Below are 22939 nucleotides of genomic sequence, written 5' to 3' on the forward strand. Positions count from 1 at the left end.
GCGTCGAATCGCGACGTGGCCCCGGCGCCGCACCGGTTGCCGTTATCCGCGCATCGCGACGGCGCGTTTCGCGCGCTATGCGTTTCCCCGGATAACACGCCGCGCGCGGACGCCTATCATTTTTGTATCGTCACCCTCCGGCACTTCCCCATGCGCTCCGTTCTCCGCCCGTGCGCCAGCCGGCGGCGTATTGCCGTGCTCGTCGCCATCCCGCTGCTCGCCGCCTGCACGATCACGCCGCCGCCGTCGCTGCACTCGGTGCTGACGATCCCGTCGGTCGTGCGCAGCGCGAACCTCGACCAGTATCGCGTCGAAGTCGCGCGGTGCGTGGCCGACCACAACCCGTCGGGCGTGTCGCGCGGCACGCCGCAGGCGATGCTGCGCTCGCTCGTCGTCGTCGCGTTCACCGTCGATCGCGGCGGCCGCGTCGTCAATGCTTCCGTCTATCGCAGCAACGGCGACAGCGAGGCCGAAGCCCTTGCGCTGGCGTCGCTGCGCCGCTCGGCGCCGCTGCCTCCTCCGCCGCCGAAACTGCTCGACGGCAACGGCCGGCTGGAGATACTGGAAGGCTGGCTCTTCAACGACGACGGCCGCTTCGCGCTGCAGAGCACCGCGTCCGCGCAGGCGCAATCGCTCGATTGAACCGTCGGCACTCCGCACTTACCGCTCCGCGGCCGCGCTCGCTATAATTTTTCGCCATTGCGCGGCCATCCCGCCGCGCACGCGTTCGCACGCCGCATCCGGCACGCGAGCCGATCACGCCGGCATCCGGCGGCGGCGGCCTATCCGTCTCCATCGTCGAACGGCGGGCGATGCCCGCGCCACGACACGCGGCGCGCAACGCCACCGCGTCATCCGCTCGGCCGCGCCCGGCTGCGCCAGTCCGCGCTCGCCGCGGCCGAACACCCCAACGATAAAACGGAGACATCCATGTCCGCATTCCCCCCGGCCGTTGCACGCGCAACCGGCTCGGCCGGCGCCGTCAGCCATCGGCGCATCGTGTTCGCGAGCTTCATCGGCACCGCGATCGAGTTCTACGATTTCTACGTGTATGCGACGGCCGCGGCGCTCGTGATCGGGCCCGTGTTCTTCCCGCACGGCTCCGCGACCGCGCAGGCGCTGTCGGCATTCGTGACGTTCGGCATCGCGTTCATCGCCCGGCCGATCGGCTCGTTCCTGTTCGGTCACTTCGGCGACCGCATCGGCCGCAAGTCGACGCTGGTCGCGTCGCTGCTCGTGATGGGCATTTCGACCACCGCGATCGGCTTCGTGCCGGGCTACGACACGATCGGCACGCTCGCGCCGGTGCTGCTGTGCGTGCTGCGCTTCGGCCAGGGCATCGGCCTCGGCGGCGAATGGGGCGGCGCGGCGCTGCTCGCGACCGAACACGCGCCGCCCGGCAAGCGCGGCTGGTTCGGGATGTTTCCGCAACTGGGTCCGTCGGTCGGCTTCCTGATGTCGAACGGGCTGTTCTTCGCGCTCGCGCTGTCGCTGTCGGACGAACAGTTCCGCAGCTGGGGCTGGCGGATTCCGTTCCTGGTCAGTGCGGTGCTCGTCGCGGTGGGCCTGTACGTACGACTGAAGATCGCCGAGACGCCGGCCTTCCAGGCCGCGCTCGAGCGCGACGAACGCGTGCGCGTACCGGTCGCGACGCTGATCTCCCAACACTGGCAGCCGACGCTGCTCGGCGCGCTCGCGATGGTGGTCTGCTACACGCTGTTCTATATCTCGACGGTGTTCTCGCTGTCGTACGGCGTGTCGGCGCTGCATATTCCGCGCCAGAGCTTCCTCGGCCTGCTGTGCTTCGCCGTGGTGTTCATGGGGCTCGCGACGCCGCTGTCGGCGTGGGCGGCCGACCGCTTCGGGCGCAAGCCGGTGCTGGCCGCGGGCGCGATCGCCGCGCTGCTGTCCGGCTTCGCGATGGAGCCGCTGCTCGGCAGCGGCTCGATGCCGCTCGTCGCGCTGTTCCTGACGCTCGAGTTGTTCCTGATGGGCGTGACGTTCGCGCCGATGGGCGCGCTGCTGCCCGAGTTGTTCCCGACCAACGTCCGCTACACAGGCGCCGGCGTCGCGTACAACCTCGGCGGGATCCTCGGCGCGTCGATCGCGCCGTACATCGCGCAGCTGCTCGCCGCGCGCGGCGGCCTGTCGTGGGTCGGCGGCTATGTGTCGGTCGCGGCGGCACTGAGCCTGATCGGCGTGCTGCTGATGCGCGAAACCCGCGACGCATCGCTCGTCTGAACTCCGGGACAGCCCCCGTTGTACGGCGCGCGGCGCTGCCTATACTCGGAGCCGGGCGCACCGCGCCCGGAACTTCTCCATCTCAAGGAGGCGCCGCGATGAACGTCCATCTGAACAACGCCGACCTCGTGCTGATCCTCGCGCTCGCGCTCGGCAGCGCGCTGCTGCTCGCCGCGCGCTTTCGGCCGCAAAGCTGGCGCGGGCTGCTCGTCGAAGCCTTGCTGGCGAATCTGGCCGCGATCGCGGCGGTGGTGACGGTCGAAGCGTTGCTCGCGTGAAGCGCTCGCGCGCACAGCGGCGTCGATAGCCCCGTCAGGCCGTCAAGCGCACACGCCGCGCGCCATGCGCCGGGCCGACCGCATCGATCGCGTCGAGCACCTGCGCAACCGACGGCGGCGCACCGGGCTCGCCGATCGACAGCGCGTGCGGCGCGCCGCCGATGCCGCAATGGTGCCGCGACGTCGCGACGAAGATCATCACGGTCGGGCGCTTCAATGCGTGCGCCATATGCACGAAGCCGGTGTCGACACCGACCACGAGCGTCGCCAGACCGATCGCCGCGCCCAGTTCGCGCACGGACATCGCGGGCAGCACGATCGCGCCGGGCGCCCGCGCGGCGATCTGCTGCGCGTCGTCGTGTTCGGCCGGCGATCCCCACGGCAGCAAGACGCGCACGCCGCGCGCGATCATCTGCGTGGCCAGCGCGGCCCAGTGATCGGCAGGCCATTGCTTGTCCGGATTGGACGTCGCATGAAACAGCAGCACGAACGGCGCGCCGTCGGTCAGTGCGGCCGGCAGGCGCGCGTCCTGCGGCGCGACGATCCCGTGATCGGCGACGCCTTCGGGGACATAGCCCAGCGCCTCGCCGGCGCTCACGCGCATGCCGTGCCACGCGTCGCAGTCCGGCCGCGGGCCGAAACGATGCGAGTACGCGAAACGCGCACCCGTCTCGCCGAGATCCTGGGTCTGGTAGCCGACGCGGCGCCCCGCGCGCGCCAGCGCCGAGATGATCGCGCTCTTGTAGACGCCGTGCAGATCGATGACCGCATCGTAGCGATGCGCGCGCAACGCGCCGATCGACGCGGAGATCGCCTTGAAGTCACCGCCGTTGCGCAGCTTCTTGAAACGCCGCAGCGGCGCGCACAGCACGTTGCTGACGCCGGGGTGCCAGCGCACGACTTCGGCGCAGGATTCGTCCACGGCCCAGTCGACCGCCACACCGGGGAACGCACGATGGAGGTCCGCGACGACAGGCAACGTCTGGACGACGTCGCCGAGCGAGGTCACTTTTACGATGAGGATGCGTTTCACTTTTCTTGTGGGGAATGGCCTGCCATTTCGCCATGCTAACGACGCTTGGCGACCCCACACATTACACCAAGATTACATTTGCAACAAAATGCGTCGTTTTCGTAAAGTTTTGTCATGCGCCCATGGCATCCGAATCTTCCTATAATGCGCCTTTGCCCTGCCGGCCGACGCCGATGCAACGCTCAGAGCTTCCCGCCCCGCTTTCCCGTCTGTTTCCGCTCCTCACCCGACGCTCGCTGCGAATCTGGCGCCAGTTCGGCGTCTTCTGGCTCGGCGCCATCGCCGTCGGTCTCGCGGCCGTGCTGTACGCGCGGCTGATCGACTGGGGTTACGACACGTTCCGCACGATGCGCGAGCACGCCGCCTGGCTGCCGCTGCTACTGACGCCGTCGATCGCCGCGGCGTCCGCGTGGATCACCCGCCGCTTCTTCCGCGGCGCCGAGGGCAGCGGGATTCCGCAAGTCATCGCGACGCTGCATGCGAGCCCGCGCGCATTCGGCTCGCGGCTGCTGACGCTGCGCATCCTGTTCGGCAAGGTGCTGGTTTCGTTCCTGGGGATCCTGGGCGGCTTCACGATCGGCCGCGAGGGCCCGACCGTGCAGGTCGGCGCCGCGCTGATGTTCAACCTGCGGCGCCTCTATCCGCGCTCGAACGCACAAATCGAACGGCAGCTGGTGCTCGCCGGCGCGGCGGCCGGCCTGTCCGCGGCGTTCAACACGCCGCTCGCCGGTATCGTGTTCGCGATCGAGGAACTCACGCGCAGCTTCTCCGCGCGCGCAAGCGGCGTGCTGATCACCGCGATCATCCTCGCCGGCGTCGTCGCGTTGGGCGTGAACGGCAACTACACGTACTTCGGCACGATCAACGCCGGCCAGCATTTCCCGAAGATGCTGGCGGTCGCCGTGCTCGTCACCGCGATCGTGACGGGCATCGCCGGCGGCCTGTTCAGCTGGCTGCTGCTCAACACCGGACGCTGGCTGCCCGCGCGCCTGCTCGTGCTGTATCGCGAGCGCCCGATCGCGTTCGCCGCGCTGTGCGGGTTCGTGATCGCCGTCGTGGGCATCGTGTCGGGCGGCACGACGTTCGGCAGCGGCTATGCCGAGGCACGCGGGCTGCTCGACGGCCACGAGCAGCTGTCGGTGTTCTATCCGTTTCTGAAGATGGTGTCGATGGTCGGGTCGTACCTGCCCGGCATCCCGGGCGGGATCTTCGCGCCGTCGCTGTCGATCGGCGCGGGGTTCGGCAACCTGCTGCACCTCGCGTTCGGCAACATGAGCCTGCCGATGCTGATCGCGCTCGCGATGGTCGGCTACCTCGCGGCGGTCACGCAATCGCCGATCACGTCGTTCGTGATCGTGATGGAGATGATCAACGGCCACGCGCTCGTGATTTCGCTGATGGCGACCGCGCTGGTGTCGAGCCGCATCGCGCGCTTCTTCGCCCCGCCGCTCTATGAAACGCTCGCGGAGCGCTATCTCGCGCCGCCGGCCGCCGCACCGTCCGCTACGGCACCAGCGGCGGCTGCCGCTGCCGCGGCGGCTACGGCCGCGAGCGGCGTCACGGAGCCGCAGGATGCGCCAGCCGATCCGCTCGACACGCTGCGCGAAGAAGACGGCGACGCAGAGGTCGCGACGCAGGCGCAATCGCCGTCATCCGGATCGGCACCCGCAGCCGGCCACGACGCAGCGCACGCCTCTGCGGCACGGCCCGATGCCGACTCGCCGGCGTCGACGGCAGCCGACCCGCGCGACCCTCAGTAGATCACCACCGGCGCGGGCCGATAGTAAATCGGCCGGGCCGGCACGACGATACAGCCCGCGAGCGTGATGGCGACGAGCGCAATCGCGATGGCGGTCCGTTTCATCGCAGCCCCCGGTCAGGCCCAGTGGCCGCGGGTCCAGAACCAGTTCGGCCCGCGCTGATCCCAGTGGCCGGGCACCCAGTGCATGCCGATACGCTCGGCTTCCCAGTGGCCGCCGATCCAGACGTAACGGCCATGCTCCCAGCGCCAGTGACCGCGCTCCCACACGTAGCCGACGCGCGCGTCCGGCACGACCTCGTAGCGAACCGGCGGCGGCGCGTTCGGCGCGACGACGACGATCTGCTCGGCCGGCATCGCGACCGGCTCCGCGACGACCATCCGGCCCGACGGCACCATCAGCGGCGCGCCGACGAGAATCTCGTCCGCGCGCGCGGCGAGCGGCGCGACGACGGCCGACAGGCCCGCGACGCACAAGGCCAGCGAAACGATACGGCGTTGAACAGTAGAGACAGCCATCACAACCTCCTGATTGACGAATGACGCGAGCGTATTCGTTCAATGCGGGAGGCCGGCGAGCGGCCGACAGGCGCCGTGTTACGGCGTGCCCGAAAGTGCAACAGGGCGTAAGACGCGCACGGCGGCGTGGCGCCGCCGTGCGGAGAGGGAGCGAACAGCTCAGGCCTGCGGAATCTCGATCTTCACTTCGAGCACTTCGAGATCGTCCTGGCGCTCGAGGCTCACGCGGATGTCGTCGTTCGAAATCTGCACGTACTTCGAAATGACCGCGACGAGTTCCTTCTGCAGCGCCGGCAGGTAATCGGCCGGCGGACGACCGCCGACCCGCTCGTGCGCGATGATGAGCTGCAGGCGCTCCTTCGCGACCGACGCGGACTTCTTCTTCTCACCGAGGAGAAACGAAAGAATGGACATGGGCGGCCTCCGTTACTTGCTGCCGAAGAGGCGCTGCAGCAGGCCCGGCTTCTGGTAATCGGTGAAGCGCAGCGGCTTGTCCTCGCCGAGGAAGCGCGCGACGACGTCCTTGTACGCTTCGGCGACGTCGGTGCCGTCGATATGGACGGCCGGCAAGCCCTGGTTCGATGCGTGCAGCACGGCTTCCGACTCCGGCACCACGCCGATCAGCTTGATGCGCAGGATCTCGCTGATGTCCTCGAGCGACAGCATTTCGCCTTCGCTCACGCGCTTCGGGCTGTAGCGGGTGATCAGCAGATGCTCCTTGATCGGCTCCTTGCCTTCGGTCGCGCGCTTGGTCTTCGACGACAGGATGCCGAGGATGCGGTCCGAGTCGCGCACCGACGACACTTCCGGGTTCGTGACGATCAGCGCTTCGTCGGCGAAGTACATCGCGTGCAGTGCACCGGCCTCGATACCGGCCGGCGAGTCACAGACGATGAATTCGAAGTCCATCGCGGCCAAGTCGTTCAGCACCTTCTCGACGCCGTCGCGCGTGAGCGCATCCTTGTCGCGCGTCTGCGACGCCGGCAGGATGAACAGGTTCTCGCACTTCTTGTCCTTGATCAGCGCCTGGTTCAGGTTCGCTTCGCCCTGGATCACGTTCACGAGGTCGTACACGACGCGACGCTCGCAGCCCATGATGAGATCGAGGTTGCGCAGGCCGACGTCGAAGTCGATCACGGCCGTCTTGTGGCCGCGCAGCGCAAGGCCGGACGCGAAGCTGGCGCTCGTCGTCGTCTTGCCTACGCCGCCCTTGCCCGAAGTCACCACGATGATTTTTGCCATTTACCCAATACCCTGTGTTCGTCAATGAGAGCCGATCGATCCGGAGCGCAGCGCGTGAATCACGTCAGGCGCAGCGGTTCGATCATCAGTTTTTCCTCTTCGAGCCGGATCTGCACCGCTTTACCCAGTATGTCGGCGGGCAACGGGTTCTCGGTGGTTCGATAGATACCCGCGATCGAAATCAGTTCCGGCTCCAGACACGTGCAGAAAATGCGCGCATCGTGGTTGCCGTGCACGCCCGCGAGTGCGCGGCCGCGCAACGGCGCGTAGATGTGGATGTTGCCTTCCGCGATGATCTCGGCGCCGTGGCTGACCGGCGCGAGCACCACGAGGTCCCCTTTCGCGTAAATCTGCTGCCCCGAACGCAGCGGCCGGTCGATCACCAGCGTCTGCGCACCCGTCGTGGGCGCGCTCGGTGCGAGCTCTGGCGCCGGTTCCGGCACCGCTTCCGCTGCCGCCGCAGCGACAGGCGGCTCGGCCTCGTCGGCCGGCTCCGGCTTCGCCGTGGCCCCGCGGCGATCGCGCGCCTCGAGCAACGGCAGGCCGGCTTCGGCCGCCCACGCCTGCGACGCCTGCGCGACGACACCCACCGGACGCATCCGCACGTCGTTCAGCATCTGGCGGATGTCCGAGAGCGCGACGCGTTCGCCCTCCGCCAGGCGGCGGACGTCGATCGCGACGACGTCGTCGGCGAAAAATTCGGGAGTCGCTTCGAAGCGCTTGACCAGTTCGGCACGCAACGCATCGAGATCGGTCGTCTTCACGGTGAACAGCAACGTATCGACCGATCCGCTGCGCAGCTCGAAGAATGGCGATTTTTTAAGCGACATGGACACTCTGCAAAAATTTTTTGCGTATTTTACAGGCGTCCAAGCGGCCGGCCATTATTTTTGGGCGACCTGGCAAGCGGTGTCGCAAGACGCGCGCGACCGGCGCGCGGACAGCGGGACGCGTACACGGGCCTTCGTCGCTCGGCGCGGGCCCGCACCGGCGCGCGTCACGGTGTATCGATGTGGGATACGAACAACGACTTCATCGCGCCGGGCATCCGCGCGACCGGCGCGTGCTCGCCCGTGTTGCCGAAGCCGGCGCGCTCGTAGAAACGGATCGCGTCGCGGTTCGCATCGGCAATCCATGCGTAGATGTCCCGCGCGCCGCGCTCGGCCAGCCAGCCGGTGGCCGTTTCGAGCAGCAGCACGCCGCCGCGCAGGTGGCGCACCGCGTGAGCGACCCACAGTTCGCTGACGAACGCGCGCCGCTCGGGCGTATTGTCGAAATACGCGCCGATCATGCCGGCCGGATGGCCTTCGGTGTACAGCAGGAAAGTCGTCGACTCGTCGGACGCGGCGCGCAACGCGGCAATGGCCGCCGCCGCGTCGGCGTCGACGCTCAGCAATTCGGCCTCCGGCGCTTCGCCCGGCGCGTAGGGCTCACGAAGCGACGCGGCGCGGAGTTCGCGATACACGCTGCCCTGGTCGGCAGCGATACGACGAACGGTCAAGGTCGAACTCATGCAGGCACAGCCCCCTTCGGACAGCAAGCTACTAGCTTCAACCGAAAGCGGGGCATGAGTCAAATCGTTATTTTCAAACGGCCGCGCCGATCGAGAGTCGGCGCGCAACGCAAGCGCGTGCGGGCCGCCGCCGCTGTGCAGGTGCAGCATGCTGCCGTCGGTCGGCGAACCGTCACGACGATCGCGTCCGGCCTTCGGACCGTGCGCCTCGCTCGGCTTGTCACTCGGGCATTCCAGCAATCGACGTCCGATGCGGAGGCGTCGAAACCGTCAGCGCCCGGCATCCGCACATGCGAAAACGCGGCGCGCGCCGTCCTCGTCGCGCGATCGATATTGCGACGCAACATTCGTTGCAGCGTCGGCCGTCGTCTGTCGCACAGGCCTCGGCATGCATTCATCTGATCAGAACGCAGGCCTTGCGGGAGGATCGCGCTGCGCGACGCCCGTTTCAATCGTCCGGCGTCGCCGCCCGCCCGCGAGCCCAACATGCGGTCCGCCGTTTGGAGTTTCGCGCCTAGCGCCTGAGTTTGGAAAGCGGCCGCGGCCGTCGTATAACTGGCACAGCCGGACGATCGATCCGGTGCCGCGCATGCCTCACGCTGCATCGCGGACCAACCACGACGAAATGACACGAGCGGCCGTCGCGCTTGCAGGCGCAGCCGGCCCCCAATGGAGGGAGACGATGGCAACGACCGACGGACCGGCCTCGGGCTGGTCGGATGGCAAACGTTATCTGTGGCTGCTCGGCGCGGTGACGATCACGTTGCCGATCCTCGCGGCGCAACTCGCGCTGTCGACCGGCGTGCACCTGTTCTGGTGGTTCGGCCCGCTGTTCGCCTTCGGCGTGATCCCGATCCTCGACACGCTGATCGGCGACGACCGCGACAATCCGCCCGAAGCCGTGGTGCCGCAGCTCGAACGGTCGCGCTACTACCGCTGGATCGTCTATCTGGCGACGCTGGTCGAATACGTCGCCTTCTTCATGTGCGTGCGGATCGTCGGCACGCATGCGCTCGCGTGGTACGACTACGTCGGCTTCGCGCTGTCGCTCGGTGCCGCCACCGGCATCTCGATCAACACCGCGCACGAGCTCGGGCACAAGACCAACCGGTTCGAGCGCTGGCTCGCCAAAATCACGCTCGCGCCGGTCGCGTACGGACACTTCTTCGTCGAACACAACCGCGGCCATCACGTGCGCGTCGCGACGGCCGAGGATCCCGCCAGCGCCCGCTTCGGCGAGTCGTTCTGGGCGTTCCTGCCGCGCACGGTTGCCGGCAGCATCCGTTCGGCGTGGCGGCTCGAGAAGGCACGCCTCGAACGGCTCGGCCGCTCGCCGTGGACCTGGCGCAACGAGGTGCTGCACGCGTGGGCGATGACCGTCGTCGTGTGGGGCATCGCGATCGCGATGGCCGGCCCGGTCGTGATCCCGTTCCTCGTGATCCAGGCGGCGTACGGCGCGTCGCTGCTCGAAGTCGTCAACTACGTCGAGCACTACGGGCTCGGCCGCCGCAAGCTGCCGAGCGGCCGCTACGAGCGCTGCACGCCGCAGCATTCGTGGAACAGCAATCACGTCGTCACGAACCTGTTCCTGTACCAGCTGCAGCGCCACGCCGACCATCACGCGAATCCGACGCGCTCCTATCAGGCGCTGCGCCATTTCGACGACTCGCCGCAGCTGCCGGCCGGCTACGCGACGATGATCCTGTTCGCCTATGTGCCGCCGCTCTGGTATCGCGTGATGAACCCGCGCGTGGTCGCACATTACGGCGGCGACATGGCGCAGTCGAACATCAAGCCGTCGATCCGCGAACGCGTGCTCGCGCAGTATCCGGCCGCGACCTGACGCGGGCCTAGGCGGTCGCGGCCGCGCCGCTCAAGCGGCCTGCGGCAGCCTGAATACGGCTACCGCGCGCCGCAGCGCGTTCGCCTGCTCGGCGAGCGCCTGGGTCGCGGCCGAGGCCTGCTCGACCAGCGCCGCGTTGCGCTGCGTCGCTTCGTCCATCTGCGCGACGGCGACGTTCACCTGCTGGATGCCGGCGCTCTGCTCCTGCGATGCCGACGAGATCTCGCCGACGATCGTGGTCACGCGCTCGACCGCGCCGACGATCTCGCGGATCGAGTCGCCCGCGCGGCCGATCAGCACCGCGCCCTGATCGACGCGCTGCGTCGATTGCTCGATGAGCCCCTTGATCTCCTTCGCGGCGGACGCGCTGCGCTGCGCGAGCGAGCGCACCTCCGACGCGACGACCGCGAACCCGCGCCCCTGCTCGCCGGCCCGCGCCGCCTCGACGGCCGCATTCAGCGCGAGGATGTTGGTCTGGAACGCGATGCCGTCGATCACGGCGATGATCTCGCCGACCTTCGCCGAACTCGCGGCGATGCCGTCCATCGTCTGGACGGCGTCGGTCATCACCCCGCCGCCCGCCGACGCGACCTCGGACGCGTCGCGCGCCAGTTGCGCCGCATACTGCGCGTGCTCAGCCGATTTACCGACGATGCCGGTCAGCTCGGTCATGCTGGCCGCGGTTTCCTCGAGCGACGCGGCCTGCGACTCGGTACGCGACGACAGGTCGTGATTGCCCGAGGCGATCTCCGCGCTCGCGGTCGCGACCGCTTCGGCGTGCGTGCGCACTTCGTGCACGACCTCCGACAGGCTCGCCTGCATCGTCTGCAACGCGCGCAGCAGATCGGCGATCTCGTCGCGGCCGGCCGCGTCGACCGTACGCGTGAGGTCGCCGCCGGCCACCGCCTGCGCACAGGCGACCGCGCGATCGAGCGGCCGCAAGATCGCGCGACTGAACAGGAAGGCGCCGATCATCGCGATGCCGAGCACGATCAGCATCAGCACGACGCTCGTCACGCTCGCGTAGCTCGCATCGCGGCTCGCCTGCGCGGACACCGCCGCGCTCTGCTCGGCGATCACCTTCGCCGCGCGTTCGAGCAACGCGGCGGGCGTCCGGTCGACGCCGGCGACCGCCGCGTCGCCGGCGGAAGGCTCGAAGCCCGCGGCCTTGAATGCGTCGAAGCCGCGGCGATAACCGTCGCCCATCGCCGCATGCGCGCGCGTGAACTGCTCGACGAGCGCTCTGCTGTCGCCGGGCGGCAGCTGCTTGACGAGCTGCGCGGCGAGCGTATCGACGGTGCGCTCGCGCGTCTCGAACGCGTGCCAGTATTTGTCGAGCATCTCCGGCTGCTTGCCACGCAGCAGCGTGTCCTTCCATTCCTGGACCTGCAGCTTGAATTCAATGAGCGTCGCCGACACGAGCCGCTCGTTGGCGACCTGCGTCTGGACGTCGTTGGCGAACGTGTCGATCGAGCGATTGAGAATGCGGATGCCGTACAGCGCGCCGCCGAACATCAGCAACAGCGCAACGGCGAATGCGAGAGGAATCTTGTAACTGAGCTTCATGGGGCCTTGAATCGGAAGACGGCGACGACGCGGAAAACGCGCGTTGCTGACTTCTGTTAACGGCGTAAGGGGCCGGGGCTGAAGCGGCGAAGCCGCGGGGATGGGCGGTGCTGGCGACGTTGCGGAGCGGAATGCCTGCCGGCGCGCATGCGGGGCATCGAAGGCATCGACACCGCTTCCGTTCGCGATCGCACGGACAAAACGAAAAACCCCGTGATCCTTTCGAATCACGGGGCTTCGTATTTTGGCGGAGAGGGTGGGATTCGAACCCACGGTACGGGGAAACCGTACGCCTGATTTCGAGTCAGGTACATTCGACCACTCTGCCACCTCTCCTTCCTTGCTGCATTTCGCGGTTGGTCGTTTCCGCGAGAAAAAGATTATAAGACGATCGCTTCGCGGCTGACAAGCCCTTTCTGAAAATTTTTTACGAGGGCTTCGCAAGACCCGCGTTACGACGCCTGCACCGGTGCGTCGATCCGCTCCATGCCACCCATGTACGGACGCAGCACTTCCGGCACCGTGACCGAGCCGTCCGCGTTCTGGTAGTTCTCCAGCACCGCGACGAGCGTGCGACCGACCGCCAGACCCGAACCGTTCAGCGTATGCACGAGTTCCGGCTTGCCCTGCGCGTTGCGGAACCGCGCCTGCATCCGGCGCGCCTGGAACGCCTCGGTGTTCGAGCAGCTCGAGATCTCGCGATAGGTGTTCTGCGCGGGCAGCCATACCTCGAGGTCGAACGTCTTCGCCGCCGAGAAGCCCATGTCGCCCGTGCACAGCGTGATCACGCGGTACGGCAGGCCGAGCTTCTGCAGGATCGCTTCCGCATGGCCGACCATCTCGTCGAGCGCAGCGTACGACGTGTCGGGCGCGACGACCTGCACCATCTCGACCTTGTCGAACTGGTGCTGGCGAATCATGCCGCGCGTGTCGCGGCCATACGAGCCGGCTTCCGAGCGGAAGCACGGCGAATGCGCGGTCAGCTTGATCGGCAACGCCGACGCATCAACGATCGACTCGCGCACGGTGTTCGTCAGCGAGATCTCGGACGTGGAGATCAGGTACTGCGTGATCGTGTTTTCGGCGCCGCCCTTCTCGACGCGGAACATGTCGTCCGCGAATTTCGGCAACTGGCCGGTGCCGTACAGGATCTCGGGATTCACGATGTACGGCGTGTACGTCTCGCTGTAGCCGTGCTGCTGCGTGTGCGTGTCGAGCATGAACTGCGCGAGCGCGCGGTGCAGGCGCGCGATCGGCCCGCGCAGCATCGTGAAGCGCGCGCCGGCGAGCTTCGCACCGGTTTCGAAATCGAGGCCGAGCGGCGTGCCGACGTCGACGTGATCCTTCACGTCGAAATCGAACTGGCGCGGCGTGCCCCAGCGACGCAGCTCGACGTTGTCGGCCTCATCCTTGCCGACCGGCACGCTTTCGTGCGCGATGTTCGGCATGCCCAGCATCAGGTCGGACAGGCGCGACTGGATCTCGCCGAGCTTCACCTCCGACGCCTTCATCTCGTCGCCGATGCCGCCGACTTCGGCCATCACGGCCGACGTGTCCTCGCCCTTCCCCTTCATCGCGCCGATCTGCTTCGACAGGCTGTTGCGGCGCGCCTGGAGCTCTTCGGTACGGGTCTGGATCGCACGGCGTTCCGCTTCGAGGGCGGAGAACGCGGCGACGTCGAGGGTGTAGCCGCGATCGGCGAGGCGCTTCGCGACGCCGTCGAGGTCTTTGCGCAGCAACTGGATGTCGAGCATGGGAGGACTTGGAAAATCGTTGTGTAAGACGCGAATTCTAACGCACCGCGGCGGCGCCACGGCATCGGCCGGACGGACAGTACCGCAAATAGCCGGCCGCGTGGCAGTATCGGATCCGGCGGCGCACCCGCGTCTGTGCCGCGCCGGCCGCACGCGACGTCGCCGGCAACGCGTGCACCCGCACCACCCTCAACGGAGCAACCCGATGGCCATCGATCTGGACAAGGACGTACGCGAGCGCGCGATCGCATCGCTGCAACGCTATTTCACCGAAAACATGGACGAGCCGATCGGCAACATCCAGGCCGGTGCGCTGCTGCACTTCTTCGTCGAGGAGATCGCGCCGGCGATCTACAACCTCGCGATCGCGGACGCGCAGGAGCGGCTGCACGCACGCGTCGCCGAACTCGACATCGAATGCCACGCGGAGCCGTTCGAATACTGGAACAAGCAGCCGGGCCGCAGGCGCTGATGTGCCGAGGCCCGTCGCGGCCGGCCGCTCAATCCTTCTTGCCGGCGTCGCGATCGAGCTCGCGCAGCCATGCGAGCTTCTCGGCGATCTTCGATTCGAGCCCGCGCGGCACCGGCTTGTACCAGTGCGGTTCGCGCATGCCGTCCGGCAGATAGGTCTCGCCGGCCGCATACGCGTTCGGCTCGTCGTGCGCGTAGCGATACGCATGGCCGTAGCCGAGCTCCTTCATCAGCTTGGTCGGCGCATTGCGCAAGTGCACGGGCACCTCGCGCGACTTGTCCTGCTTGACGAACGCCATCGCCTGGTTGAACGCGTTGTAGCCCGCATTGCTCTTCGCCGCGCACGCGAGATAGATCACCGCCTGCCCGAGCGCCAGTTCGCCTTCCGGCGAGCCGAGCCGTTCGTAGGTTTCGGCCGCATCGTTCGCGATCTGCAGCGCGCGCGGGTCGGCCAGGCCGATGTCTTCCCATGCCATCCGCACGATGCGCCGCGCGAGATATTTGGGATCGGCGCCGCCGTCGATCATCCGGCAGAACCAGTACAGCGCACCGTCCGGGCTCGAACCGCGCACCGACTTGTGCAACGCCGAGATCTGGTCGTAGAAATTGTCGCCGCCCTTGTCGAAGCGGCGCGCGTTCAGCGTCATCGCGCTGCTGACGAAATCGGCGTCGATCGTCGTCACGCGCGCGGACGACGCGGCCGTCTGCGCCTGCTCGAGCAGGTTCAGGAAGCGCCGCGCGTCGCCATCCGCATAGCCGATCAGCGTATCGACCGCCTTGTCGTCGAACGCGAGGCCGTCGAGCGCAATTTGCTGCGCGCGCTCGAGCAGCTGACGCATCTCGTCGTCGTCGAGCGACTTCAGCACGTACACCTGAGCGCGCGACAGCAGCGCCGAGTTGACCTCGAAGCTCGGATTCTCGGTGGTCGCGCCGATGAAGGTCACGAGCCCCGACTCGACGAACGGCAGCAATGCATCCTGCTGCCCCTTGTTGAAGCGGTGGATTTCGTCGACGAACAGGATCGTGTGGCGGCCGGTGCGATTCAGCGTGTCCTTCGCCTGCTCCATCGCCTCGCGGATATCCTTCACGCCGCCGAGCACCGCGGACAGCGCGATGAACTCGCAGTCGAACGCGAGCGCGGTGAGGCGCGCGAGCGTCGTCTTGCCGACGCCCGGCGGCCCCCACAGGATCATCGAATGCGGCTTGCCGGATTCGAAGGCGAGGCGCAGCGGCTTGCCTTCGCCCAAGAGATGCGTCTGGCCGATCACTTCGGCGAGCGTCTTCGGCCGCAGCGCCTCGGCGAGCGGTCGGCGCGGCTCGACTTGAAACAGGTCGGACATGAACCCTCGCTCCAGATCAAACGGTGGCGGCCGCGACGGCCGCCGGACCCGCCATTATGACAGCCGCACGACCCGGCGGCGGTGCGCGCGGCCGCAAGCGCGGCGCGCCAAAACAGCACGGGCCCGCCGTCGCCGGCAGGCCCGTGCAGCGAAACGGCGCGATGCCGGTCAGCCGTTGATCACGTCCGCGCCCTTCGGCACGACGAACTTGAACGTATCGTTCTTCAGCGGCGGGTTCGTCTGGATGTTGGTGAACGTGAGCAGCGTCACGTTGCCGAACACGTCGTGCAGCTCCATCGCGGCGAGCGTGCCGTTGCGAAAGCCGATGCCGATCCGCTGGAACTGCGTGTCCTGCGCCTTCGGCAGCATTTCGAGCCAGTCGATGCCGCCCTTCTCGCCCGCGTCGCGCAGCGTGTAGTTCTTGTCGAGATCGTTGCTGCCGAACAGGATCGCGGCCGGGCTCGCGCCCAGTGCGCCGTTCAGCTTGCGCTCGGTCACCTGGTTCAGGTCGCGGTCGTACACGTAGAGCTTGTCGCCGTCGGCCTGCAGCACCTGCTGATACGGCTTCTGATAAGTCCAGATGAATTTGCCGGGGCGCGCGAACACGAACGTGCCGCTCGAGTTGTCGTTCGGCTTCGGCGCGACCTGTGCGGCGCTCGCGCCCTTGGCCGGCGCCTTGACGATCTGCTGCGTGAAATCGCCCCTCGCCGAGCGCACCTGCGACACGAAGGCCTTCAGTTGTTCGGTGCCGCCCGCGAACGCGTGCGTCGCCGCGAGCATCAGCGATGCGCCGGCGAGCGCCGCGCCGAGCCAGCGCCGCGTCGAACGAAGGGAAGGAACGAACGAATGTTGCTGCATGATCCGGTTTTCTCCGTGGGTGGCCGGCGCCTCGGGCGCCGCGGACTCATTCCGCGTCGCGCGCCGGCACAAGAATTTCGCGGTTGCCGCTCGACGACATCGCCGACACGAGCCCCGACTGTTCCATTTGTTCGAGCAGCCGCGCCGCGCGGTTATAGCCGATCCGCAGATGACGCTGCACGAGCGAGATCGAAGCGCGGCGGTTCTTGATGACGATCTCGACCGCCTGGTCGTACAGCGGATCAGACTCGCCGCCGCCTTCGCCGGTTCCCGCGCCGGCCGAACCTTCGTCGCCGTCGACGGTGCCGCCTTCGAGCAGACCTTCGACGTAGTTCGGCTCGCCGTGCTCCTTGAGCTTCTCGACGACGCGATGCACCTCGTCATCGGCGACGAACGCACCGTGCACGCGCACCGGCAGCCCGCTGCCGGGCGGCAGGTACAGCATGTCGCCCATCCCGAGCAGCGATTCGGCGCCCATCTGGTCGAGAATCGTGCGCGAGTCGATCTTCGACGACACCTGGAACGCGATGCGCGTCGGTACGTTCGCCTTGATCAGCCCGGTGATCACGTCGACCGACGGACGCTGCGTCGCGAGGATCAGATGAATGCCGGCCGCGCGCGCCTTCTGCGCGATCCGCGCGATCAGCTCCTCGACCTTCTTGCCGACGACCATCATCAGGTCAGCCAACTCGTCGATCACGACGACGATGTTCGGCAGCCGGCCGAGCGGTTCCGGTTCGTCCGGCGTCAGGCTGAACGGGTTCGGAATCTTCTCCTCGCGCTTGGCCGCCTCGTCGATCTTGTTGTTGTAGCCGGCCAGGTTGCGCACGCCGAGCTTGCTCATCAGCTTGTAGCGGCGCTCCATCTCCGCGACCGTCCAGTTCAGCGCGTGGCCGGCCTGGCGCATGTCGGTCACGACCGGACACAGCAGATGCGGAATGCCTTCGTAGACGCTCATTTCGAGCATCTTCGGATCGATCAGGATCAGGCGCACCTGCTCGGCCGTCGCCTTGTACAGCAGCGACAGGATCATCGCGTTGATCCCCACCGACTTGCCGGAGCCCGTCGTGCCGGCGACCAGCAGGTGCGGCATCTTCGCGAGATCGGCGCACACCGGCTTGCCGCCGATGTCCTTGCCGAGGCTCAGCGTCAGCGCCGACGACGCGGCCGCATAGACCTCGGAGCCGATGATCTCCGACAGATGGACCGTCTGACGGCGCTGGTTCGGCAGCTCGAGCGCCATGTAGTTCTTGCCGGGGATCGTCTCGACCACGCGGATCGACACGAGCGACAGCGAGCGCGCGAGGTCCTTCGCGAGATTCACGATCTGGCTGCCCTTCACGCCGGTGGCCGGCTCGATCTCGTAGCGCGTGACGACCGGGCCCGGATAGGCGGCGACGACGCTCGCCTCCACGCCGAAGTCCTTCAGCTTCTTCTCGATCAGGCGCGACGTGAATTCGAGCGTGTCGGCGGAAATGGCTTCCTGCGCCTTCGGCGCGGGATCGAGCAGCGACACCGGCGGCAGCGTCGAATCGCCGGGCAGGTCGGTGAACAGCGGCACCTGGCGCTCGCGCTCGACGCGCTCGGACTTCGCCGGCGTGACGACCGGCGGCACGATCGTCACGGGCTCGTGATCCTCGATCCGCACGCGCTCCTCCTCGACCTTGCCTTCGCGGCGCACGGCCGCGGCCTCGCCGAGCCGGCGGTCGCGCTCGGCCTCGCGGCGCAGCTTCGCGACGTTGACGGCGGACAGGATCGCCCCGCCGACGCGCTCGGCGACCGACAGCCACGAGAAGCGGAAATACAGCGACAGCCCGATCGCCAGCAGGACCAGCAGCAGCAGCGTGCCGCCGGTGAAGCCGAACGCATGCGACATCGCGCCGGCCACCGCCTCGCCGATCACGCCGCCCGGCGCGCGCGGCAACTGCACCTTCAGCGACCACATCCGCAACGCCTCGATGCCGTCGCACGCGAGCACGACGAGCACGAACGCGAAGATCTCGGTAAGCCAGCCGATCGGCCGCTCCGGCTCGTCGACGACGGCCTCGTGACGCGTGATGCGCCGGTAGTTGACCGCGATGCGCCGCCCGAGCGGCACGATCAGCCAGTAGGCCGACAGGCCGAACAGCAGCAGGATGATGTCGGCCGTCCACGCGCCGACGCGCCCGGCCCAGTTCGAGATGTGATCGACCTGCGCAGCATGCGTCCAGCTCGGATCGCGCCGGCTGTAGCTCAGCAGGGCCATCACCAGAAAAGCGCAGAGCGCGACCTGGAGAATCCAGCGGATCTCCGTGAGGAGCTTCGACATCCGGTGCGGCAACGCCTGTGCCTGGGCGGAATAAGGAGCTTTTGCCATGAATCCGTATAAAGATGGCGGGCCGCGCGCCCGCCTGTCGTTCGTTCCCGCTTATTGTAAACGCTGCACTGCGCCGCCAAGTGTAAATGACGGTTACATCGCGCGAAGACGAACGCGCACTGAGGCGCCGCCTGCGCGCACGCCGAACGCCACGCGTGCATCACATTCGCGCATGCGGCAACGCGCCGCGACAGGCGGCCGGGCAGCCGCCTGCGCCGCGCTCCCCCGCTCCTGCCGGCCGCCGCGTGCTTGGCCCGGTACGTGCCGCCGCCACACGCTATCGCCGCGATTGAAACTCTCGTTCGGCAGTGCCGCAACGGGGCCTTTATAATGCGCGTCTGATACCCATCTATGACGGCATACCGGTCAACCCAGACCGTCCGGCGAGCCTTGTCCCGCACGCCGCGGCCGCCTTTTACGGATTCGCACATGTCCACGCCCAAACACGCCAAAGTCCTGATTCTCGGTTCCGGCCCTGCCGGCTACACGGCTGCCGTCTACGCGGCACGCGCCAACCTGTCTCCGGTGCTGATCACCGGCATCGCGCAGGGCGGCCAGCTGATGACGACGACCGACGTCGAAAACTGGCCGGCGGACGCGAAGGGCGTGCAAGGTCCGGAACTGATGGCGCGCTTCCAGGAGCACGCCGAGCGCTTCAACACCGAGATCGTGTTCGATCACATCCACACCGCGAAGCTGCACGAGAAGCCGATCCGGCTGGTCGGCGACGCGGGCGAATACACATGCGACGCGCTGATCATCGCGACCGGCGCATCGGCGCAGTATCTCGGCCTGCCGTCCGAGGAAGCGTTCATGGGCAAGGGCGTGTCGGCCTGCGCGACCTGCGACGGCTTCTTCTATCGCAACCAGGAGGTCGCGGTGATCGGTGGCGGCAACACGGCCGTCGAAGAAGCGCTGTACCTGACGGGCATCGCGAAGAAGGTCACGGTGATCCACCGCCGCGACAAGTTCCGCGCGGAGCCGATCCTGATCGACCGGCTGCTGGAGAAGGAAAAGGAAGGCGTCGTCGACATCAAGTGGGATCACGTGCTCGACGAGGTGACCGGCGAGGAGTCGGGCGTCACGGGCCTGCGCATCAAGAACGTGAAGACCGGCGCGACGCAGGACCTGACCGTGCAGGGCGTGTTCGTCGCGATCGGCCACAAGCCGAACACCGACCTGTTCCAGGGCCAGCTCGAGATGAAGGACGGCTACATCCTGACGAAGAGCGGCCTGCAGGGCAACGCGACGTCGACCAGCGTGCCGGGCGTGTTCGCCGCGGGCGACGTGCAGGACAACGTCTACCGCCAGGCGATCACCAGCGCCGGCACCGGCTGCATGGCCGCGCTCGACGCGCAGCGCTACCTCGAAACCCTGCACGACAAGAAGTAAGCGCGAAAAACGAGCCGCGGGCCCCGCGGCAGCACGGCGCTACAATGGCGTTCGCTGCCGCCGAGCGGGCTCGACCGAACAACCGCTGCCGTCGCGCAGCGGTTTTTTTGTGCCCGCGCGCCCGAACGCGCCTGCCCCGTTATCGAATCATGGCGAAGAACCAGCCCCACCCGAGCGATCCCGCGAAGCGGCAGATCGCCGCCCGCCCCGTGACCCCCGCGCCCGCCGCGCCGCCACCCGCGCTCGACGCCGCCGCCTTGCGCGGCCAGGGCCTCGCCGGCCTCGGCGCCTTGCGCAAGTCGCTGCAAGGCGAAGCCGAACGGCGCGAACGCACGCGCGTCGAAGCCGCGAAGGCCACGCGCCAGGCGGAGGCCGACGCAAACCTGTTCCGCAATGAAATCGGCGCGATCCGGCCGCTGAACGCGCCGCCGCGCGCGAGCGCCGGCCGCACGCCGCCCGACCCGGTGCCGAAGCAGACGCAGCGCGACGAGGAAGCGGTGCTGAACGCGACGCTGTCGGACGAATTCGATCCCGAAACGCTGCTCGACAGCGACGAATCGCTGTACTACCACCGCCCCGGCATCAGCCGTGACGTGGTGCGCAAGCTGCGCAGCGGCGCATGGATCGTGCAGGCGCAGCTCGACCTGCACGGGATGCGGCGCGACGAGGCGCGCGACGCGCTCGCGGAATTCATCCGCGAAGCCGGCAAGAAGGGCTTGCGCTGCCTGCGCGTGATCCACGGCAAGGGGCTCGGCTCGATCGGCAAGGAGCCGGTGCTGAAGGGCAAGGTGCGCGCGTGGCTCGTGCAGAAGGAAGAAGTGATCGCGTTCTGCGAGGCGCGCGGCCACGACGGCGGCGCCGGCGCGGTGCTCGTGCTGCTGCAGCCGCCCGCGTCGCCGGCCGATCGGGGGCCGCGTGCCGCATCCTAGGCTCACGCTCGCGATCTCGATCCTCGAGGCGATCGCGACGCTGGCGTTTGCGATCTCCGGCTTCATCGAGGCGCGCAAGAACCGCCTCGACTCGGTCGGCACGTTCGTCGTCGCGCTCGCCACCGCGTTCGGCGGCGGCACGCTGCGCGACATCCTGCTCGAACGCCGGCCGTTCTACTGGGTCGTGCACGACGACTACGTGATCGCGATCTTCGTGCTCGCGCTGTTCGCGCCGTTCGTGCTGCGGATGCTGTCGCGGCTGTCGGCCGAGCGCCTGCTGCTCGTCGCCGACGCGATCGGGCTCGGCATCTTCAGCATCTCCGGCACCGCGATCGCGCTCGACGCCGAGATGCCGCGCTTCATCGCGGTGATGATGGGCGTGATCACCGGCGTGGTCGGCGGCATCGTGCGCGACGTGCTGTGCAACGACATCCCGCTGATCCTGCGCGATTCGCGCCCCTATGCGACCTGCGCGTTCGCCGGCTGCTGGTTCTATCTGCTGCTCGCATGGCTGCAGTACGACTCGGTGTACAGCGTGCTGCTCGCGACCGGCTTCATTCTCGTCGCGCGGCTGGCGACGTTCAAATTCGACGTGCGGCTGCCGCACTGACATCGTCGCGCCCCACCCTATGCCGTGCCGCGCCGGCGCCCGAAAACGAACGGGGCCGTCCATCGACGGCCCCGTTCCGTTTCATTCAGCGCATCAGCGCACGCGCTGCGTCACGCGATCCGCTCTTCCGACGCCGGATCGAACAGCACCGCCTTCGACACGTCGAACAGCAGCGACTGCGTCTGCCCCGGCTGCGGGTTCGCGGCCGGATGCACGCGGCTCACGATCCGCTTGCCGTTCACCTGCGCGAACACGTGCGTGTCCGGGCCCGTCGGCTCGGTCACGTCGACGCGCACGTCGATCGGCTGCAGTTTCGACGCCTCGCCGTGATGGGCGTTGCGCGCGTCGGTGATGCGCTCCGGACGCAGCCCGAGGATCACCTCGCGGCCGACGTGGCCGTTCATGCGCTGCGCGTCGAACGGCAGGTGCAGCGCGCTGCGCGCGAGGCCCGTGTCGATCTCGAGCGCGACGCCGCTGCCCTGCTCGACGAGCTTGCCGTTGATGAAGTTCATCGGCGGCGCGCCGATGAAGCCCGCGACGAACAGGTTCGACGGCGAATCGTAGATGTCCTGCGGCGCGCCGAATTGCTGGACCACGCCGTCCTTCATCACCGCGATGCGGTCGCCGAGCGTCATCGCCTCGATCTGGTCGTGCGTCACGTAGACGATCGTCGTGCCGAGACGCTGGTGCAGCAGCTTGATTTCGGCGCGCATTTCGATGCGCAGCTTCGCGTCGAGGTTCGACAGCGGCTCGTCGAACAGGAACAGCGACGGATCGCGCGCGAGCGCGCGGCCCATCGCGACGCGCTGCCGCTGGCCGCCGGACAGCTGGCCCGGCTTGCGATCGAGCAGATGCTGGATCTGCAGCATCGCCGACACGCGCTCGACGATCTGCTGCTGCTCGCTCTTCGGCACCTTGCGGATGTTCAGGCCGAACGAGATGTTCTCGCGCACCGTCATCGACGGATACAGCGCGTACGACTGGAACACCATCGCGATGTCGCGATCCTTCGGCGACAGGTCGTTGACGACCTTGCCGTCGATGCAGATCTCGCCGCTCGTCACCGTCTCGAGGCCGGCGATCATGTTGAGCAGCGTCGACTTCCCGCAGCCCGACCCGCCGACCAGGATCAGGAACTGTCCGTCCTCGATCTCGATGTCGACACCCTTCAGGACCGGCACCCCGTTCGGGTAGGTCTTGTACACGTCACGGATGGAAAGGCTTGCCATGCTGTG

At 67.7% G+C, this 22939-nt stretch carries 21 protein-coding genes and 1 tRNA gene; 9 read left to right on the forward strand and 13 right to left on the reverse strand.

Going from position 1 to position 22939, the window contains the following annotated elements; all coding sequences use genetic code 11:
* Positions 1–150: 150 nt before the first annotated feature.
* From MBR110_RS12790 to MBR110_RS12800, 3 genes are all read left to right on the forward strand, one after another.
* Entirely contained in the window at positions 151–642 is a 492-nt protein-coding gene (locus MBR110_RS12790; RefSeq protein WP_011883716.1) for an energy transducer TonB family protein, read from the forward strand.
* Positions 643–930: 288 nt separating this feature from the next.
* Positions 931–2241: an MFS transporter gene (locus MBR110_RS12795; protein WP_045579505.1), complete on the forward strand. Its 1311-nt coding sequence runs from the start codon at positions 931–933 to the stop codon at positions 2239–2241.
* A gap of 98 nt (positions 2242–2339) precedes the next feature.
* Positions 2340–2519, forward strand: coding sequence for a hypothetical protein (locus tag MBR110_RS12800; protein WP_011883712.1), 180 nt, complete (start codon positions 2340–2342; stop codon positions 2517–2519).
* A 34-nt stretch (positions 2520–2553) separates the two neighbouring features.
* Here the strand turns inward: MBR110_RS12800 and waaC are convergent, their stop codons facing one another.
* Positions 2554–3552, reverse strand: coding sequence for a lipopolysaccharide heptosyltransferase I (gene waaC, locus MBR110_RS12805; protein ID WP_059460715.1), 999 nt, complete (start codon positions 3550–3552; stop codon positions 2554–2556).
* Between the two features lie 173 nt (positions 3553–3725).
* Between waaC and MBR110_RS12810 the strand changes: the two genes are divergently transcribed.
* A complete protein-coding gene (locus tag MBR110_RS12810) occupies positions 3726–5312 on the forward strand; it encodes a chloride channel protein (protein WP_043290855.1) in 1587 nt (528 codons plus the stop codon).
* Between the two features lie 116 nt (positions 5313–5428).
* Here the strand turns inward: MBR110_RS12810 and MBR110_RS12815 are convergent, their stop codons facing one another.
* From MBR110_RS12815 to MBR110_RS12835, 5 genes are all read right to left on the reverse strand, one after another.
* Positions 5429–5830: a YXWGXW repeat-containing protein gene (locus tag MBR110_RS12815; RefSeq protein ID WP_011883705.1), complete on the reverse strand. Its 402-nt coding sequence runs from the start codon at positions 5828–5830 to the stop codon at positions 5429–5431.
* Between the two features lie 159 nt (positions 5831–5989).
* Positions 5990–6244 (reverse strand): cell division topological specificity factor MinE, encoded by a 255-nt coding sequence (gene minE / locus MBR110_RS12820; protein WP_006400798.1) that lies wholly within the window; start codon positions 6242–6244, stop codon positions 5990–5992.
* Between the two features lie 12 nt (positions 6245–6256).
* Positions 6257–7072: a septum site-determining protein MinD gene (gene minD, locus MBR110_RS12825; protein ID WP_011883701.1), complete on the reverse strand. Its 816-nt coding sequence runs from the start codon at positions 7070–7072 to the stop codon at positions 6257–6259.
* A 59-nt stretch (positions 7073–7131) separates the two neighbouring features.
* The gene (minC, locus tag MBR110_RS12830) at positions 7132–7902 is read right to left on the reverse strand and encodes a septum site-determining protein MinC (protein WP_011883699.1); all 771 of its coding nucleotides are present in this window, start codon (positions 7900–7902) and stop codon (positions 7132–7134) included.
* 167 nt (positions 7903–8069) lie between these two features.
* Entirely contained in the window at positions 8070–8735 is a 666-nt protein-coding gene (locus MBR110_RS12835; protein ID WP_224019293.1) for a GNAT family N-acetyltransferase, read from the reverse strand.
* 532 nt (positions 8736–9267) lie between these two features.
* On the opposite strand from MBR110_RS12835, the gene MBR110_RS12840 reads away from it, so the two are divergent.
* A complete protein-coding gene (locus MBR110_RS12840; RefSeq protein ID WP_045579368.1) occupies positions 9268–10428 on the forward strand; it encodes an alkane 1-monooxygenase in 1161 nt (386 codons plus the stop codon).
* A 30-nt stretch (positions 10429–10458) separates the two neighbouring features.
* Here the strand turns inward: MBR110_RS12840 and MBR110_RS12845 are convergent, their stop codons facing one another.
* The 3 genes from MBR110_RS12845 to serS all read right to left on the reverse strand — a co-directional run bounded on the left by MBR110_RS12845 (position 10459) and on the right by serS (position 13748).
* Positions 10459–11994: a methyl-accepting chemotaxis protein gene (locus MBR110_RS12845; protein WP_014722637.1), complete on the reverse strand. Its 1536-nt coding sequence runs from the start codon at positions 11992–11994 to the stop codon at positions 10459–10461.
* A 245-nt stretch (positions 11995–12239) separates the two neighbouring features.
* Positions 12240–12330: transfer RNA gene (locus tag MBR110_RS12850), tRNA-Ser, on the reverse strand.
* Positions 12331–12446: 116 nt separating this feature from the next.
* The gene (serS, locus tag MBR110_RS12855; protein ID WP_014722636.1) at positions 12447–13748 is read right to left on the reverse strand and encodes a serine--tRNA ligase; all 1302 of its coding nucleotides are present in this window, start codon (positions 13746–13748) and stop codon (positions 12447–12449) included.
* A gap of 205 nt (positions 13749–13953) precedes the next feature.
* Between serS and MBR110_RS12860 the strand changes: the two genes are divergently transcribed.
* Complete coding sequence (locus MBR110_RS12860; RefSeq protein ID WP_045579370.1) at positions 13954–14220, forward strand: DUF2164 domain-containing protein; 267 nt, start codon at positions 13954–13956, stop codon at positions 14218–14220.
* A gap of 28 nt (positions 14221–14248) precedes the next feature.
* Here the strand turns inward: MBR110_RS12860 and MBR110_RS12865 are convergent, their stop codons facing one another.
* From MBR110_RS12865 to MBR110_RS12875, 3 genes are all read right to left on the reverse strand, one after another.
* Positions 14249–15559, reverse strand: coding sequence for a replication-associated recombination protein A (locus MBR110_RS12865; protein WP_011883689.1), 1311 nt, complete (start codon positions 15557–15559; stop codon positions 14249–14251).
* A 168-nt stretch (positions 15560–15727) separates the two neighbouring features.
* A complete protein-coding gene (gene lolA, locus MBR110_RS12870; protein WP_059566955.1) occupies positions 15728–16417 on the reverse strand; it encodes an outer membrane lipoprotein chaperone LolA in 690 nt (229 codons plus the stop codon).
* Between the two features lie 46 nt (positions 16418–16463).
* Positions 16464–18773 carry a DNA translocase FtsK gene (locus MBR110_RS12875; protein ID WP_034194112.1) on the reverse strand — a complete coding sequence of 770 codons (2310 nt, stop codon included), beginning with the start codon at positions 18771–18773 and terminating at the stop codon, positions 16464–16466.
* A 429-nt stretch (positions 18774–19202) separates the two neighbouring features.
* Here MBR110_RS12875 and trxB point away from each other — a divergent pair, with 429 nt between their 5' ends.
* The 3 genes from trxB (at position 19203) to MBR110_RS12890 (ending at position 21704) form a co-directional block, all read left to right on the forward strand.
* Entirely contained in the window at positions 19203–20165 is a 963-nt protein-coding gene (trxB, locus tag MBR110_RS12880) for a thioredoxin-disulfide reductase (protein ID WP_014722632.1), read from the forward strand.
* A gap of 149 nt (positions 20166–20314) precedes the next feature.
* On the forward strand, positions 20315–21094 hold the full coding sequence (locus tag MBR110_RS12885; protein WP_014722631.1) for a Smr/MutS family protein: 780 nt from the start codon (positions 20315–20317) through the stop codon (positions 21092–21094).
* Positions 21081–21704, forward strand: a complete 624-nt coding sequence (locus MBR110_RS12890) for a trimeric intracellular cation channel family protein (RefSeq protein ID WP_011883680.1) — start codon at positions 21081–21083, stop codon at positions 21702–21704. The genes MBR110_RS12885 and MBR110_RS12890 overlap by 14 nt, the downstream gene beginning before the upstream one ends.
* Before the next feature lie 110 nt (positions 21705–21814).
* Here the strand turns inward: MBR110_RS12890 and MBR110_RS12895 are convergent, their stop codons facing one another.
* A complete protein-coding gene (locus tag MBR110_RS12895) occupies positions 21815–22933 on the reverse strand; it encodes an ABC transporter ATP-binding protein (protein WP_011883678.1) in 1119 nt (372 codons plus the stop codon).
* Between the last annotated feature and the right edge of the window lie 6 nt (positions 22934–22939).

This window comes from Burkholderia sp. MBR-1 (genome assembly GCF_013822785.1).
In the GTDB taxonomy this organism is placed as follows: Bacteria; Pseudomonadota; Gammaproteobacteria; order Burkholderiales; family Burkholderiaceae; genus Burkholderia; species Burkholderia vietnamiensis.